At 63.9% G+C, this 16,431-nt stretch carries 11 protein-coding genes; 6 read left to right on the forward strand and 5 right to left on the reverse strand.

Features of this window, described 5'->3' with window-relative positions; genetic code table 11:
* On the forward strand, positions 1–2,073 hold the full coding sequence (glyS, locus tag HMPREF9696_RS19295; protein ID WP_002714731.1) for a glycine--tRNA ligase subunit beta: 2,073 nt from the start codon (positions 1–3) through the stop codon (positions 2,071–2,073).
* 264 nt (positions 2,074–2,337) lie between these two features.
* On the opposite strand, the gene HMPREF9696_RS19300 is transcribed toward glyS, so the two are convergent.
* Positions 2,338–2,700, reverse strand: coding sequence for a DUF1236 domain-containing protein (locus tag HMPREF9696_RS19300; protein WP_002714732.1), 363 nt, complete (start codon positions 2,698–2,700; stop codon positions 2,338–2,340).
* Positions 2,701–2,995: 295 nt separating this feature from the next.
* Here HMPREF9696_RS19300 and HMPREF9696_RS21370 point away from each other — a divergent pair, with 295 nt between their 5' ends.
* From HMPREF9696_RS21370 to HMPREF9696_RS19310, 3 genes are all read left to right on the forward strand, one after another.
* On the forward strand, positions 2,996–3,139 hold the full coding sequence (locus HMPREF9696_RS21370) for a DUF3096 domain-containing protein (protein ID WP_002714733.1): 144 nt from the start codon (positions 2,996–2,998) through the stop codon (positions 3,137–3,139).
* Positions 3,140–3,299: 160 nt separating this feature from the next.
* Positions 3,300–6,179, forward strand: coding sequence for a pyruvate, phosphate dikinase (ppdK, locus tag HMPREF9696_RS19305; protein ID WP_002714734.1), 2,880 nt, complete (start codon positions 3,300–3,302; stop codon positions 6,177–6,179).
* Positions 6,180–6,618: 439 nt separating this feature from the next.
* Complete coding sequence (locus HMPREF9696_RS19310; protein WP_002714735.1) at positions 6,619–8,067, forward strand: cell wall hydrolase; 1,449 nt, start codon at positions 6,619–6,621, stop codon at positions 8,065–8,067.
* Between the two features lie 55 nt (positions 8,068–8,122).
* Here the strand turns inward: HMPREF9696_RS19310 and nadC are convergent, their stop codons facing one another.
* From nadC to nadA, 3 genes are all read right to left on the reverse strand, one after another.
* The gene (gene nadC / locus HMPREF9696_RS19315) at positions 8,123–9,016 is read right to left on the reverse strand and encodes a carboxylating nicotinate-nucleotide diphosphorylase (protein ID WP_002714736.1); all 894 of its coding nucleotides are present in this window, start codon (positions 9,014–9,016) and stop codon (positions 8,123–8,125) included.
* Positions 9,017–9,018: 2 nt separating this feature from the next.
* Positions 9,019–10,623: an L-aspartate oxidase gene (locus tag HMPREF9696_RS19320; RefSeq protein WP_002714737.1), complete on the reverse strand. Its 1,605-nt coding sequence runs from the start codon at positions 10,621–10,623 to the stop codon at positions 9,019–9,021.
* Between the two features lie 163 nt (positions 10,624–10,786).
* A complete protein-coding gene (nadA, locus tag HMPREF9696_RS19325; protein WP_002714738.1) occupies positions 10,787–11,899 on the reverse strand; it encodes a quinolinate synthase NadA in 1,113 nt (370 codons plus the stop codon).
* Positions 11,900–12,204: 305 nt separating this feature from the next.
* Here nadA and acuI point away from each other — a divergent pair, with 305 nt between their 5' ends.
* Both acuI and HMPREF9696_RS19335 read left to right on the forward strand, forming a co-directional pair.
* Positions 12,205–13,191: an acrylyl-CoA reductase (NADPH) gene (acuI, locus tag HMPREF9696_RS19330; RefSeq protein ID WP_002714739.1), complete on the forward strand. Its 987-nt coding sequence runs from the start codon at positions 12,205–12,207 to the stop codon at positions 13,189–13,191.
* Between the two features lie 140 nt (positions 13,192–13,331).
* Complete coding sequence (locus tag HMPREF9696_RS19335; RefSeq protein WP_002714740.1) at positions 13,332–13,862, forward strand: hypothetical protein; 531 nt, start codon at positions 13,332–13,334, stop codon at positions 13,860–13,862.
* A 101-nt stretch (positions 13,863–13,963) separates the two neighbouring features.
* Here the strand turns inward: HMPREF9696_RS19335 and HMPREF9696_RS19340 are convergent.
* Positions 13,964–16,431 (reverse strand): DUF2339 domain-containing protein (locus HMPREF9696_RS19340; protein ID WP_002714741.1); only part of this gene is annotated, 2,468 nt, incomplete at its 5' end.

Genomic DNA, 16,431 nt, shown 5'->3' on the forward strand with positions numbered 1-16,431 from the left:
ATGCCCGATCTTCTGCTTGAACTGTTCTCCGAAGAAATTCCCGCGCGCATGCAGCCGAAGGCGGCGGATGACCTGCGCAAGATGGTCACCGACAAGCTGGTCGCCGAAGGCCTCGTCTATGAAGGCGCGAAGGCGTTCGTCACGCCGCGCCGTCTCGCGCTCACCGTGCACGGCATTCCGCAGCGCCAGCCGGACCTCAAGCAGGAGCGCAAGGGTCCGAAGGTCGGCGCGCCGGACGCCGCCGTGCAGGGCTTCCTGAAAGCCGCCGGTTTGAAGTCGCTCGATGAGGCGAAGATCCAGCGCGACCCGAAGGGTGATTTTTACATCGCGCTGATGGAGAAGGCCGGGCGGTCGGCCATCGACGTGATCGCCGAAATCATCCCGCTCATCGTCCGCACTTTCCCGTGGCCGAAGCAGATGCGCTGGGGCGAACGCTCCGCGCGAAACGGCGCGCTGACCTGGGTGCGCCCGCTGCATTCGATCATCGCGACCTTCGGCCCGGAAACCGAAGAGCCGGACGTCGTGAAGTTCGACATCGCCGGGATCGAGGCCGGGCAGACCACGCGCGGACATCGTTTCATGGCGCCCGCTGAATTCAGTGTGCGCCGCTTCGAGGATTATGTGTCGAAGCTGGAAGCCGCCAAGGTCGTGCTCGATCCCGAGCGCCGCAAGAACATCATTCTCGAGGACGCCAAGGAACTGGCCTTCGCCCAAGGCTTTGAACTGGTCGAGGATCAGGTGCTGCTCGATGAAGTGGCGGGCCTGGTCGAATGGCCGGTGGTGCTGATGGGCTCGTTCGATGAGAGTTTTCTCTCGATCCCCGGCGAAGTGATCCGCGCCACCATCCGCAACAACCAGAAGTGCTTTGTGGTGCGCGACCCGAAGACGGGGAAGCTCGTCAACCGGTTCATTCTGACGGCGAATGTCGAAGCCTCTGATGGGGGCAAGGCGATTGTCGCGGGCAACGAGCGTGTGATCCGCGCGCGCCTTTCGGACGCGAAATTCTTCTACGAGGCTGACCTGAAGACCAAACTCGAAGACCGGCTGCCGAAGTTCGCGCAGATCGTGTTCCACGAGAAGCTCGGCACGCAGGCCGAACGGATCGCGCGGATCGAGCGGCTCGCTGCTGAACTTGCACCGCTGGTCGGCGCGGATGTGGCGAAGACCAAGCGTGCCGCGCAGCTTGCGAAGGCTGATCTGCTCACCGAAGTCGTCGGCGAATTTCCGGAAGTGCAGGGCCTGATGGGCCGCTATTACGCACTGGCGCAGCGCGAAGATGCGTCCGTCGCCGCAGCCATCGAAGATCATTACAAGCCGCAGGGACCTGCAGACCGCGTACCGACCGATCCGGTCGCCATCGCGGTGGCGTTGGCGGACAAGCTCGATATTCTCACCGGCTTCTGGTCCATCGACGAAAAGCCGACCGGATCGAAAGACCCGTTTGCGCTGCGCCGCGCGGCGCTGGGGGTGATCCGTCTTGTCGGCGATAATGGCATTCGTTTGCCGCTGCTCGCCGCTTTCGCGAAAGCGGCGAAGCCACATGATGGCAAGGATCTCCTCGCCTTCTTCGCCGACCGTCTCAAAGTCCAGTTGCGCGATCAGGGCGCGCGTCACGATCTCGTTGACGCCGTGTTTGCACTCGGAGGTCAGGACGACCTGCTGATGGTCGTGCGTCGTGTCGAAGCGCTCGGAAAATTCCTCGACACCGATGACGGCAAGAACCTGCTTGCAGGCACCAAGCGCGCGTCCAACATTCTCTCCATCGAGGAGAAGAAGGACAAGCGCAGCTTCGACGGCGCGCCCGATGCGGCACTGTTCAAGGTCGATGAAGAAAAGGCGCTCGCCGCTGCGATTGCGCAGGTGAAGACCGAGGCGGGGGCTGCTGTCGCGAAGGAAGATTTCGCCAGCGCCATGAGCGCGATGGCCAAACTGCGTCCCGCGGTCGATGCCTTCTTCGACAAGGTGAAGGTCAACGACGAGGACAAGGCGGTGCGCGAAAATCGCCTCAAGCTCCTGAACGAAATCCGCGAAGCGACGCGCGCTGTGGCGGATTTCTCCAAGATTCAGGACTGAACAAAGGATATCGGGATCTGGTCGTCCCGGCGAAGGCCGGGACCCATAATCGCCCGCCGTTCTGTTCGGCGAGGAACGGGGATGCTTCCCTTAACAAGCACTTCGACAGGGAGTCTGGGTCCCGGCCTTCGCCGGGACGACACCATCTGTGTAAGCAAGTCGGTGCATTAAAAAAGCCCCGCACGGCGATCCGTGCGGGGCTGTTGCGTTTGCGCAAGGCGGCGGGGGAGAACCGTCCAGCGCAAACGAAACTGGCCGTTCGCGCTAGTCGATCACCTGCATGATGCGGCGTGTGCGCGGCTCGACCAGGATCGGCCGGTCGTTGACCACGGTGTAGCGATAGCTGGTCGCGCCATACTGCTGCGGCACGTCGTAATAGGTCACGCCGTTTTCCGGCAGCACCGTGCCGACACGCACCGGCGCGTCGATGGTGTAGGACGGCACGCGCTCTTCCACGATGTATTGGCGGAAGCGCGGACGCTCATCCTCCGCGATGATTCCGATACCGGGGCCTGCGAGGCCGGTGGTCACGCTTTCCTCGACGATGATGCGCTGCTGCGCCTGGGCCGCCAGCGGCATCGCCGTCGCGGTGGCCAGCAGCGCCGCGGCAAGAAGGGGATTACGCATGGTTGTCTCCTCGATTGAAAGAGCCGGATTGCGCTCGCGCCATCGCGGCCGAAACCGGCAGGCGCCGATCAACAGCGGTGACAATGGCGGCGGCTGATCATCGTTCCTGCGTGATTGTGATCTCACCGGGGTCTTTTCGTGGAATGCTTGATGCGGTAGCGGCAGAACTTTGAAGCGTCATGGAACTCACCGCCGGTTTACGCCGTTGGATGTTCCAACGCGCAGCGGAGAGATAGATTCCTTTCGATTCGCAATCGTGCGCGTCCAGTCATCGCTTCAATGCCGGGGAGGCCCCATGTCCATCAGCATCGCCCACATCCAGCCGATCGTCGCGCTCATCGCCGGCGTGCTCATTCTCATCATGCCGCGGCTGCTGAACTTCATCGTGGCGATCTATCTGATCCTCGTCGGCATTCTCGGCCTCGGGATTATTAAGTAACGGAATATTTCGGATTGTTACGGGGATAATCACGAATCCGGGGATTTTGCCCATTCCTGTAACAATCTGAAACCGTTCGTGATCGAAAACGTGATTATCGGCCGGACGCCGCTTGCGCGCGGCCGGGCGGCCGTGGTGTAACGCCGCTGCCGTTTCACTCATGCAGCGTCTGGAAGCCATGGCCAAAGCCTCATCGAAGAAATCCGCCGCAAAGTCCTCTCCGAAAACCAAATCGAAGCCCGCCGCGAAGGCGAAGCCTGCAGCCAAAAAGTCGGCCGTGGCGAAGCCCGCGAGCAAGCCTGCTGCGAAAGCGGCGGCGAAGCCCGCGCCGGTTACGAAGAAGACGACCCAGGCCGCTCAGGCCGGCAAGTGGGTCTATACGTTCGGTGACGGCCGCGCCGAGGGCAAAGCCAACATGCGCGATCTGCTCGGCGGCAAGGGCGCGAACCTCGCCGAGATGGCAAACCTCGGATTGCCGGTGCCTCCGGGCTTCACCATTCCGACCTCGGTCTGCACGTACTTCTATGCCAACGGCAAAACCTATCCGAAGGATCTGAAGGCGCAGGTCGAGAAGGCGCTGGTCACCGTCGGCAAGATCGCCGGCAAGACCTTCGGCGACGCGAAGAACCCGCTGCTGGTTTCGGTGCGCTCCGGCGGCCGCGCCTCGATGCCGGGCATGATGGACACCGTGCTCAATCTCGGTCTCAACGACACGACGGTCGAAGCGCTGGCCAATCTCTCCGGCGACCGCCGCTTCGCCTATGACAGCTATCGCCGCTTCATCACCATGTATTCGGATGTGGTGCTCGGCTTCGAGCATCATCACTTCGAGGATATCCTCGACACCTACAAGGACAGCAAGGGCTACTCGCTCGACACCGAACTGACCGCCGACGACTGGGTCGATCTGGTCGGCCGCTACAAGGACGCGGTCGCGCGCGAAACCGGCGAGGATTTTCCGCAGGACCCGCATGCGCAGCTGTGGGGCGCGATCGGCGCCGTGTTCTCCTCATGGATGAATGCGCGCGCGGTGACCTACCGCCGCCTGCACGATATCCCCGAGTCTTGGGGCACCGCCGTCAACATCCAGTCCATGGTGTTCGGCAACATGGGCGACACCTCGGCGACCGGTGTTGCGTTCACGCGCAATCCGTCCACCGGCGAGAAGCGCCTTTACGGCGAATTCCTGATCAACGCGCAGGGCGAGGACGTGGTGGCCGGCATCCGCACGCCGCAGGACATCACCGAGCACGCGCGCAAGGAATCCGGCTCCGACAAGGCATCGATGGAAGTCGCCATGCCGGATGCGTTCAAGGAGTTGACGCGCATCTACACCCAGTTGGAGAAGCACTACCGTGACATGCAGGACATGGAATTCACGGTGGAGCAGGGCAAGCTGTGGATGCTGCAGACCCGCAACGGCAAGCGGACCGCCAAGGCCGCACTGCGCATCGCGGTCGATCTCGCCAACGAAGGGCTGATCACCAAGAAGGACGCGATCACCCGCATTGATCCTGCCTCGCTCGACCAGTTGCTGCATCCGACCATTGATCCGGTCGCCAAGCGCGACGTGATCGCCACCGGTCTTCCCGCCTCGCCGGGCGCAGCCGCGGGCGAAATCGTGTTCTCGTCCGATGAAGCCGCCAAACTGCAGGCCGACGGCCGCAAGGTCATTCTGGTGCGTGTCGAGACCTCGCCCGAAGACATTCACGGCATGCACGCCGCCGAAGGCATCCTCACCACGCGCGGCGGCATGACCTCGCATGCGGCGGTGGTCGCACGCGGCATGGGCAAGCCCTGCGTCTCCGGTTGCGGCACCGTGCGTGTCGATTACGGACGCGGCATGATGAGTATCGGCAATCGCACCTTCAAGGCGGGCGACGTCATCACCATCGACGGCTCGCTCGGTCAGGTTCTGGCCGGGCGCATGCCTATGATCGAGCCGGAACTGTCCGGCGACTTCAACACGCTGATGGGCTGGGCCGATCAGGTCCGCAAGCTGAAGGTCCGCACCAATGCGGATACGCCGGCGGATGCCCGCACCGCGCTGAAGTTCGGCACCGAAGGCATCGGCCTGTGCCGCACCGAGCACATGTTCTTCGAGGAAACCCGCATCCGCACGGTGCGCGAGATGATTCTCGCCGAGGATGAAGGTTCGCGCCGGGCCGCACTGGCGAAGCTGCTGCCGATGCAGCGCGCCGACTTCGTCGATCTGTTCGAGATCATGAAGGGCCTGCCGGTCACCATCCGCCTGCTCGATCCGCCGCTGCATGAGTTCCTGCCGCACTCGCAGAGCGAGATCGAGGAAGTCGCCCGCGCGATGAACACCGACGCCCGCAAGATCGCGGATCGTGTGCGCGAACTCTCCGAGTTCAACCCGATGCTCGGTTTCCGCGGCTGCCGTCTGGCGATCGCCTATCCGGAAATCGCCGAAATGCAGGCCCGCGCCATTTTCGAGGCGGCCGTCGAAGCCGGCAAGCGCACCGGCAAGCCGGTCGGGCTTGAAGTGATGGTGCCGCTGATCGCGACCAAGATGGAGTTCGATCTGGTCAAGGCGCGCATCGACGCCACCGCCAATGCGGTGACCAAGGAAACCGGCGTGAAGCTCGATTATCAGACCGGCACCATGATCGAACTGCCGCGTGCCTGTCTGATGGCGGGCGATATTGCCAAGACCGCCGAATTCTTCTCGTTCGGCACCAACGACCTGACGCAGACGGCGTTTGGTATCAGCCGCGACGATGCCGCGAGCTTCCTTGGTACTTACGTGTCGCGCGGCATCATCGAGATCGATCCGTTCATCTCGGTGGACCGCGATGGCGTCGGCGAACTGGTGAAGATCGGCGTGCAGCGCGGCCGCAAGACCCGTCCGAATCTCAAGATGGGCATCTGCGGCGAACACGGCGGCGATCCGGCTTCGGTGACGTTCTGCCACGATGTTGGCCTCGATTATGTGTCGTGCTCGCCCTATCGCGTGCCGATCGCGCGCCTTGCGGCGGCGCAGGCCGCGCTCGGCAAGGCGGCCGCCAGCCAGGCGTAAGCTGGTTGGTGCATGTCCATCGCATTATAACGGTGTCGTCCCCGCGCAGGCGGGGACCCGTACACCTTGGGCCATCAATCTTACGCGCGATGTTCGTGTCGCTCTTTCTTTGACCACCATAATGTTCGATGGTTATGGGTCCCCGCCTGCGCGGGGACGACATCGGAAATGTTGCGCCATCCCGTCGAGAACGTGGAACCGCGTCTGTTTTACATTCACCGCTTTTGTTGACGCGATGTTTACTACCTTGCTGGACGCCCTGTTTACCAAGGCTTTCGATGTGATCGCGCGATTGTCCGCTGGTCCTTGCGTGTGGCGCGGCGGACGCGGCGATTAACCCCGCGGCAACTTTAATTCGATACCAACGAAATTGATCGGATTGTACCGAATGTGCCGTCCGGTTGCGTGTGTATAAGCGTTCGTTGCGTGAGCGTATCCGATGTCTGTGTTGCGTAACGGGTCGAAGGGCGCGCGGTTCGCGCCCTTCGGCTTTCTTCTCTGTCTGTTGACAGTGGCGCCGACCGAAATCGGCTACCAGGATCTCGCGTCGCTGCTGGCGCGTCAGCCTGGCGTCGCCGAGCGCTGGCAGGAATACATGTTCGCCTCCTCGCGCCGCATGCTGCAGGTGGCCTCGTTCAATCTGCCCCGGCCGATCGGCACGCAAACCCGCGACACTCCAACCTATCGGCTGGCCAGTCTCGACAGCGCGGGCGTGGACGTCACCGGCTCGCTTGGCCGCGATCCGCTCGGGCCGGTTCTGCGCCCCTGGAAGAAATCCGATTTTCCGAAAGTCGTGCGCTCGTCGAAGAGCGACCGCCTTCCGCTTTACACACCGGAGGTCGCAGCGCCCGCGGCTGCGCCGCAAAGCCCGGAGCCAAACCAGCCGAACTCCAACGCCTCGGTCCGCGGCGCAAAGACGGCGGACGCCGCGCCGGTCAGTGCCGCGCCGCTCGATGCCGAACTCGAAGCCGCGCTGAATGCGCCGCGCCTGCCGCAGTATGAACCGTCGGTCTCGCTGCAGGATATTCCGGCCGATCATCCGCTGAACGCCAAACCTCCGGTCGCGCATAACGACAGCGCTGCGGAGACCGCGCCGGATCGCGACGGCTTCTCGTTCCAGACCGCGACACTCTATTTCGGAAATTCATCGCTCGGCGTCTCAAGCGGCGCGCTTGAGCGCTGGCAGCCGGGCGAAGAGCCGGTCATCGTCATGCCCGGTCTTGATCCCGACATGAAGATGCCGGCCGCGGCGCGGCCTTCGGATGAATCGTCGCTTCCGTCAGCCGGCGGTGAGAGCGTCGCCAGCAAGGGTGAAGTCACCGGCGAGAGCCAGCGTCCGCGCACCCCGGCGGAGCGTCTCGGCCTCGATGCCAAGACCCGCGCCAAGTCCGAAAAGTGCCTGACCGACGCGATCTACTTCGAGGCGCGTGGCGAAGCGGTGCGCGGGCAGATCGCGGTGGCGCAGGTGGTGCTGAACCGCGCCTTCTCCGGCTACTATCCGACCACGGTGTGCGGCGTGGTCTATCAGAATTCGCACCGTCATCTGTCCTGCCAGTTCACCTTCGCCTGCGACGGCATTCGCGATGTGGTGAAGGAGCCGGACATGTGGGAGCGCGCGAAGAAGATCGCCAAGGAATCCCTCGACGGCCGCCTGTGGCTGCCGGAAGTCGGCAAGTCCACGCACTACCATGCCTACTGGGTACGGCCGTCATGGGTGAACGAGATGAAGAAGATGTACAAATACGGCGTACATACCTTCTATCGTCCGCGCGCCTGGGGCGATGGCAAGGACGCGCCGACCTGGGGGTCGCCCGAAGAGACGGCCAAGATTTCCGCCAAGCTCGCCGAAGCAGCCAAGAGTTCGGCTGAGATGTCGGGCGGGAAGTAGTCGCTAGCGAATCGACGCCTGCGTTTATCCCTCCCCACAAGGGGGAGGGATGCCATCACGCATCAATATCCAGCGCGACATCGAAATTCGGCGCGGAATGCGTCAGCGCCCCCGCCGACACATAATCCACGCCGGTTTTCGCGATTTCACCAATCGACGCCAGCGTCACGCCGCCGGAGACTTCCAGCACCACGCGGCCATTGGTAATGGCGACCGCCTCGCGCAGCGTCGGAATGTCCATGTTGTCGAGCATCACCACATCGGCAAGGCCGGTCGCCAGCACTTCGCGCAACTGATCCAGCGTATCAACCTCGATCTCGATCTTGACCAGATGACCGACATGCGCCCGCGCCCGTTCCAGCACGGGCTTGACACCGCCTGCGACCGCAATGTGGTTGTCCTTGATCAGGATCACGTCGTCGAGGCCGAAGCGGTGATTGAAACCACCGCCGCAGCGCACGGCATATTTTTCCAGTGCGCGCAGGCCCGGCGTGGTCTTGCGGGTGTCGCAGACGCGCATCTTCGTCACGCCCGCATGGCGGATGTAGTCCGAAGTCAGGGTCGCGATGCCGGACATGCGCCCCACAAAGTTCAGCGCAGTGCGCTCGCCCGCCAGCACCGCGCGGGCAGGGCCGGAGATGGTGAGCACATGCACACCCTTGGCCACGGCGTTGCCGTCGCGCACATGGGCCTGAATGTTGATGTCGGGCGACAGGCGCTGCAACACCGCCACCGCCAGCGGCAGTCCGGCGATCACGCCCGCCTGCCGGGCGACAAGAACCGCATGCGCATGCGCCGCCGGAGGAATCGTGGCCGTCGATGTGACGTCACCGGCGCGGCCAAGGTCCTCGGCCAATGCGCGCGTCACCGCCTCGTCGATGGCGAGCGGCGAGAGAAAGGCATCCGGATGCATGAGGGTCGCGGGGTTGAGAACATCGCTGATGCTCATGGTCAGGCTCCTGCCGAATGACGTTTGAGAGATGGAGTGTCCACCAGCGATGCGGCGATATTGCGCACGTCATCGAGGGTGGTCATGGTGCGGCGCCGCTGCGCGGGGTCTTCCGCCGGACAGTCCGAACGGAAATGCGCGCCGCGGCTTTCCCGCCGCGCCCATGCCGACGCGGCGACAATCAGCGCCGTGGTCGCCATGTTGCGCAGGGCGATGTTGCCCGTGGTCTGCTCGATGACCGCGAAGGTACGGATTGCCTCCGCAAGGCCTTCGCCATCGCGGATCACGCCGACATAGGAACCCATCATCGCGCGCAGATTGGTCTCGCGCAGCGGTGGCATTGCGGCATTGGGGCGAGTTTGCAGCGATGTAGCGGCAGAAGCGCACATGATCGTCTGCCCGTTAATATCGTCGGCAATCCGCGCGGCATAGACCACGGCTTCCAGCAGCGAGTTGGACGCGAGGCGGTTGGCGCCATGCGCGCCGGTGGATGAGACTTCGCCACCGGCCCACAAGCCTTTCAGCGATGTGCGGCCGTGGCGATCTACGGCAATGCCGCCCATGTGATAGTGCGCGGCGGGCGCAACCGGAATCGGTTGCTTCGCAGGATCAATGCCTGCCGCGATGCAGCTTGCATACACCGTCGGGAATTTTGCCGCGAAGTTTGCGCCGAGCGCCTTCGTCGCATCGAGAAATGCGCCGCGCCCCGACGCGACTTCGGCGAACACGCCGCGCGCGACGATGTCGCGCGGGGCAAGTTCGGCCAGCGGATCGTGCGCCAGCATGAAGCGCTCGCCCTTGCCGTTGATCAGGATCGCGCCTTCGCCGCGCAGCGCCTCGGTCGCCAGCGGCGCGGGATCGCGTCCGACATTGAGCGCGGTGGGATGAAACTGCACAAACTCGGGATCGGCGATGATCGCGCCCGCGCGCGCCGCGAGGGCAAGGCCGATGCCGCTGGCCTCCGCCGGATTGGTCGTCACCGCATAGAGATGCCCGATGCCGCCGGTGGCAAGAACAATGGCGCGCGACGGGATGACGACCGGTGCGGCCGCGGGGTCATCGGCCTTGCGCAGCTGCAGGCAGGTGACGGCATCGCCTTCGGTGAGCAATGCTTCGGCGGCATAGCCTTCGATGACGCGGATCGAGGGTGTGTTGCGCACCGCTGCGACCAGCGCGGCGATGATGGCCTTGCCCGCCATATCGCCCTGTACATGGACAATGCGCCGGGCGGAATGCGCCGCTTCGCGCCCGACGGCGAGCTTGCCTTCGAGATCGCGGTCGAACGGCACGCCATAGTGCAGAAGATCGCGGATGCGCGCGGGGGCTTCACGCGCGAGGCCGAGCGCGACGTCGTCATCCACGATGCCGCCGCCCACGGCGATGGTATCGGCTGCATGGGCCTCGGGTGTATCGCCTTCGCCGACCGCGGCCGCGATGCCGCCCTGTGCCCATGCACTCGATGCGCCTTCGCCGAGCGGGGCGGCGGAAATCACCGTAACGGGGCGGGGCGCGAGTTTGAGCGCGCAGAACAGGCCCGCAAGTCCGCCGCCAACGATGAGGATGTCGGAGGGGGCGGCAGAGAGTTCATGGAGAAGTGATTTCGTCATGCTGCTCTACCTGCTTGCACGATGGGCTCCCTCTCCCCGGCGGGGAGAGGGTTGGGGTGAGGGGGGTCCATGAGTAAACATGAGCACCGAACCCCCTCACCCGTCACGCTGCGCGTGCCGACCTCTCCCCCGAGGGGAGAGGTGAAAGAAGCGCGGCGCCCGCTCAATTCTTCAGATTGATCATCCGCTCCACCGAGCGGCGCGCATTGCCGATGATCGCCGGATCGACCGTGACCTCCTCACGCATATAGAGGAGGCTGTCGAGAATCTTCGGCAGCGTGATGCGCTTCATGTGCGGGCAGAGGTTGCACGGCTTGACGAACTCGACATGCGGCAGTTCGGCCTGCACGTTGTCCGCCATCGAGCATTCGGTGACCATGACAATGCGCTTCGGCTGATGCTTACGCACCCAGTCGATCATGTGCGCAGTCGAGCCGGTGAAATCGGCTTCCGCGATCACATCCGGCGGGCATTCCGGATGCGCGATGATTTGCACCGACGGGTCGGCCTCACGATAGGTGCGCAACTCGTCGCCGGTGAAGCGCTCGTGCACTTCGCACGCACCCTTCCAGGCGATGATCTTCACACTGGTTTTCGAGGCGACATATTTCGCCAGATATTGATCCGGCAACATGATGACCGTGTCGGCGCCCAGGCTCTCCACCACCTGCACGGCGTTGGACGATGTGCAGCAGATATCGACCTCCGCCTTCACGTCTGCCGAGGTGTTGACATAGGCGACCACCGGCACGCCGGGAAATTTCTCGCGCAGCAGGCGCACATCCGCACCGGTGATCGCGGAGGCCAGCGAACAGCCGGCGCGCGAATCCGGGATCAGCACGGTCTTGTCCGGGTTCAATATCTTCGAGGTCTCGGCCATGAAGTGCACGCCGCACTGGACGATGACCTGTTGCTTCACTTTCGTTGCCTCGCGCGCGAGCTGCAGCGAGTCGCCGCCGATGTCGGCCACGCAGTGGAAAATCTCCGGCGTCTGGTAGTTGTGCGCGAGGATGACGGCGTCGCGTTCCTGCTTCAGGTCGTTGATCGCCTTCACATAGGGCGCCATGAACGGCCATTCGATCTCGGGAATGACGTTCTTCACCTTCGCATACAGATGCGCGGTGGCGCGCTCGACCTCGGGCGTCCATTCCAGCGACGGCATCGGCAAGGCCCGGGCGCGGTCCGCGCCGGTGACGCGAGCGCGGATAAGACCCTCGGCGGGGCGGTGAACGGGGTTCCCGAAATCGTCGGGACCGTAAATTCCGGTGATGGGCATAAGCGCCTCCTAAGCCGCTATATGCTCAATCTGAGCATATATAGGTTCTGAGAAATCCGGCCTTTTGGGCCGGCGTTCCAAACTCGGGTTTCCTCTGCTCGACAGGGTATCCTAATTATACTCAAATCGAGCAAAACAAATATAGCACCTCGATCCCAGCCTCGCCAGAGCCGTTTTGGAAAATTCCCGCATAGCGGAAATGCATCGCCTCCAACGGAGGAGAGCCGGAGAGGGCTTGGCAAAGCCAACCGGAGCGGCCAATCAGGGGGCCGGATTTTCAACGCACAAGAAAAGGGAGAGTGGGTTTGGCAACCTTCAAGGCAGTCAGGATCGAGAAGGCCGACAAAGGCACCACGGCGGCGCTGGCGCAGTTCGACGACGCCGAACTGATGGACGGCGATGTCACTGTCGCGGTCGAGTGGTCCACGGTGAACTACAAGGACGGCCTCGCCATCACGGGCAAGTCGCCGGTGGTACGCCGTTTCCCGATGATCGCGGGTATTGATTTCGCGGGCACGGTTCTGGAGTCGTCGCATCCTGCGTGGAAGAAGGGCGACAAGGTTGTCTCCACCGGCTGGGGTCTCGGCGAAACGCATCTCGGCGCTTACGCGGAGAAAGTCCGCGTCAAGGGCGACTGGCTGGTGCGTCTGCCGGACGGCATGACCGCGCGTCAGGCCATGGCCATCGGCACAGCCGGTTTCACCGCGATGCTGTCGGTGATGGCGCTGGAGAAGCATGGCCTCACGCCGAAGAGCGGCCCGGTCGTTGTCACCGGCGCGGCCGGCGGTGTCGGTTCGGTGGCGGTGGCGATTCTCGCCAAGCTCGGCTTCCATGTCATCGCCTCGACCGGCCGCGCGGCGGAGACGGATTATCTGCGTGGCCTCGGTGCCGCCGAGGTGATCGACCGCAACGAACTCTCCGGTCCGGCGAAAATGCTCGGCAAGGAACGCTGGGCGGGCGGCGTCGACAGCGTCGGCTCCACCACGCTGGCGAACCTGCTGTCGATGACGCAATACGGCGGAGCCATCGCGGCCTGCGGTCTGGCGGGCGGTATGGACCTGCCGTCGTCGGTTGCGCCGTTCATTTTGCGCGGAGTGTGCCTTTTGGGCATCGACTCGGTGATGTGCCCGATCGAGCCGCGCAAGGCCGCCTGGGCGCGCCTTGCGAAGGATCTGGACCACGAAAAACTTGCTGAAATGACTAAGGAAATCGGCCTCGACGAGGTTTTCGACGCAGCGTCGAAAGTTCTCGCCGGCCAGCTTCGCGGCCGCACGGTGGTGCGAATTTCCTGAGGACGTTCAGACTTTACCAACCATGATGCGCCAATGTTGCCATGGTTGGTATGGTAATCACCGGGTTAAGGCGTAAACCGCCGGGCGATTTCGCCCGGCCGGTTGTTTGAACCCGCAGTCAGTCAGTTGGAGTAGCCCGCATGCTCGCCCGCCTCGTTCTTGGAGCCGTGCTCGCCGGATCGTTTGCAGCGCCTGTCCTTGCAGAAAACATGAATGCGGACGAAGCGCGCAGGTTCGTTGCAAACAAGATGTTCGCCTTCACCTGTTTCGACGGCACCAAGGGTGTCGGCAAGATCACTTATGATGGTGCCGCCGCCGGTGCAGTGCAGTTCGGCGGTGCCGGCGAAAGCCGCCACATGCGGTTGCCGAGCAATACGCTTCAGGTTCGCGGCCAGCAGATTTGCGCCTCGATCAAGGGCATTCCGTTCGAGCCGTGCTTCAATCTCGACAAGACCAGCAATGTCAGCTTCCGCGGCGCAGTGTCGGGCATGGGCTTCGCCTATTGCGACTTCCACAAGCACGGCAACGCGCGTGTCCATCTCGCCCGTTCGATTTCGCGTCCGCGCTCGCTGCGCGCGCCGGGCGTGACCCAGTCTGCCGACGCCACACCGCGCGCCGCCGCCGTGCGGAGCGAACCGGCGCTGGAACTGCGCCGTTCAGCGAGCGAATAACTCAGAGAAACTTCGTCATTGCGAGGAGCGCAGCGACGAAGCAATCCAGTTTTTCCTAAGAGTGGATTGCTTCGCTTCGCTCGCAATGACGGTTGGATACATCACGCCGCCGGTTGCTCCGGCGGCGTTTTCGTTTGCCTGAACAGGATGCGCTGATACAGCCATCCGATCGCGACCAGCACGAGGCCGAGACCGATGAACGAGAACGCGCGGTAGGCGCCGGTCAGATTCGACATGTCGATCAGGAACACCTTGAGCACGGTCACGCCGATCATCACCGCCGATGCGAGGCGTGCGCGCTGCGACGGCAGCAGCAATCCGATGCCGAGCAGCACCACGCCGAACACCAGCCATGCCACCGAGTAGGTGTACTGTTCGACGTCGAAGGTCGTGCTGCCGTTCAGATAAGGCCCGTGATAGAGGCGCCTGATCTCCAGCGTGATCCAGGCGAGCGCGAGCACCAGTGCGCCGGCGGCGATAGTGTTGGCATAGGCTGCGGCGCGGCGGCCCGCCACGGCATAGGACAGCAGCAGCGCGAGGACCGCGGGCATCGCATAGCCGAGGAGCAGCGGATTGAAGATCGTGCCGGCGATCTCGATCCTCCAGATCGCCGGGTTGGCGATGAAGAACAGCCCGAACAGGATTGCGAGACCTGCGAACCATGTCAGCAGCAGCGCGCCGAGATTGTGGATGACGCTGCCCGTGCGGATGCACAGCCGTTCCAGTCCGATCGCCATGGCGAGCGCAACACAGACTTGCAGGCCGATCTCGATCAAATCCGACGACCGGCTGTAGATGTTGCCATTGTTGATGTAGTGGCGGATCTCGGTGAAGGCGAGCAGCACCGTAAACAGGATCGCGGCGGCTTCCAGGCCGCGCAGGGGGCCATCGTCGCCGCGCTTGCGCAGGAAGTGCGCGCCGAGCCAGAACGAGGCCGCGGGAATGCCGTAGCCGAGCAGAAGCCAGTTGAAGATCGGCGTGGTGCCAAGGTCGCTGCCGACGATGCGCGGTTCGTGACCGATCCGCAGCACCACGATGCCGGCGAGAATGGCGGCGAGCGCGCGCAGAAACGGAATCGGCCGCTTCATGGAAATCCATGCCGTGCCAAGCGACATCAGCGCCAGCGCGATGGTGAGCCAGCCTTTTTCAAGCGCGAAAGTAAAGGCCAGCGCCAGCGCGGCGAGCGTGCCGGTCGCGTACAAGGCCGTCGCGATCATCTGGCCGGGACGCGTATCGCGCTTGGTCAGAAGTTCGGTGGCAGCGGCGAAGGCAGCCGCCACTGCAATAGCGATGATTGCAAACGGGATCGAACGATCCAGATGCGCAATGCGCGCATAGAGCGCCACCAGCAGCGCCAGCGGTGTGAACACGCCGGCGGCCGCCCAGATCACCGGAATGATCGCGCTGACCGAGCGGCCCTGCGCGAAGAAGCCCGCCGCGCCGAACGCAACACCGAAACCGGCCGCTGCGATGAGATGCATGCTGATCGAGCCTTCATCGGCGCGGGTGCCGATGCCGGGCATCGCGCCGCCGGGCATGACGGTGAGTTCGGGATTGGCGCGGATCGCCCATTCGGCGAACACCACGAAGACGAACAGCGCGGCCGCGCCGATGGTGCCGACGGCGCTCTCCGCGCGCCAGGCGATGGCGAAGGTCGCCGCCACCAGCAATGCGAACACGATCATCGCCGGGTCGGCATGGTTGTTGTGCAAAACCAGCAGTCCGGCGCCTGCAAGAAACACGGCCAGCGAGAATGACGAAACCGGTTCGACCCGGCCCTGTTCCGCCGAGGGACCGAACATGAATCCGGCGACGACCATCACCGCTGCAAGCGTAAAGCTGACAATGATGTCGAAGGCGTGCGGGCCGAGCGTCTCCGGCTTGACGATGTCGAGCAGCATCCATGCCGCGCCGAACACGATGGTCGTGACCGCAAGCCAGCGCCACAGCCGGATACGCGCCAGAGCGAAAGCGGCGGCGGTGACGATGGCGATGTAGATGTACAGCGCCCAGTAATCGGGCTTGTCGGATGAGACCAGCACCGGCGTGACGAACGCGCCGACCACGCCGAGGCCTGCGAGGGCCGGGCCGTGCAGCAGCGCGGCAGCGAGCGTGCCGAGCGCGACCGCACCGAGCAGGACGAAGGCGACGGGTGGCGTCAGGAAGCCATACAGCGCGTAGGCGGCATAGACCGTGGCGAATGCCACCGCCGTTCCGGCGGCGGTCAGGATCGCGGGAATGTTCGCCATCGGCAGTGGCGCGATGGAGGAGAGGCTCTCCTTGCGGCGCGCGACTTCGCCGACCGCGAGCAGCGCCAGCGCGAACAGTCCGCCGAGCAGCACGCGCGTCTTGGGGCCGAGCAGGCCGGCTTCGATAGAATACTTGACCAGGAAAACGCCGCCGAGCGCGAGGGTCAGGCCGCCGACCCACACCACCCAGCGGGTGCCGATGCGCTCCTCAAAGCCGGGCTTGGCTGCAACAGATGCTGCGGGCGTCTCCGCGAGTGCTTCTTCAAGCGGCCCGGTGTACGGCGCGCGCGCGGTTGGCAATGGAGGCGGTGTCGCGGGCG

Source organism: Afipia clevelandensis ATCC 49720, from assembly GCF_000336555.1.
Lineage (GTDB): Bacteria > Pseudomonadota > Alphaproteobacteria > Rhizobiales > Xanthobacteraceae > Afipia > Afipia clevelandensis.

Coding starts and splice junctions, on each gene's coding strand:
- glyS (WP_002714731.1), top strand. CDS start 1: ATGCCCGATCTTCTGCTTGAACTGTTCTCCGAAGAAATTCCCGCGCGC.
- HMPREF9696_RS19335 (WP_002714740.1), top strand. CDS start 13,332: ATGCTCGCCCGCCTCGTTCTTGGAGCCGTGCTCGCCGGATCGTTTGCA.
- nadC (WP_002714736.1), bottom strand. CDS start 9,016: ATGAGCATCAGCGATGTTCTCAACCCCGCGACCCTCATGCATCCGGAT.
- nadA (WP_002714738.1), bottom strand. CDS start 11,899: ATGCCCATCACCGGAATTTACGGTCCCGACGATTTCGGGAACCCCGTT.
- ppdK (WP_002714734.1), top strand. CDS start 3,300: ATGCAGCGTCTGGAAGCCATGGCCAAAGCCTCATCGAAGAAATCCGCC.
- HMPREF9696_RS19300 (WP_002714732.1), bottom strand. CDS start 2,700: ATGCGTAATCCCCTTCTTGCCGCGGCGCTGCTGGCCACCGCGACGGCG.
- HMPREF9696_RS19320 (WP_002714737.1), bottom strand. CDS start 10,623: ATGACGAAATCACTTCTCCATGAACTCTCTGCCGCCCCCTCCGACATC.
- HMPREF9696_RS19310 (WP_002714735.1), top strand. CDS start 6,619: ATGTCTGTGTTGCGTAACGGGTCGAAGGGCGCGCGGTTCGCGCCCTTC.
- HMPREF9696_RS21370 (WP_002714733.1), top strand. CDS start 2,996: ATGTCCATCAGCATCGCCCACATCCAGCCGATCGTCGCGCTCATCGCC.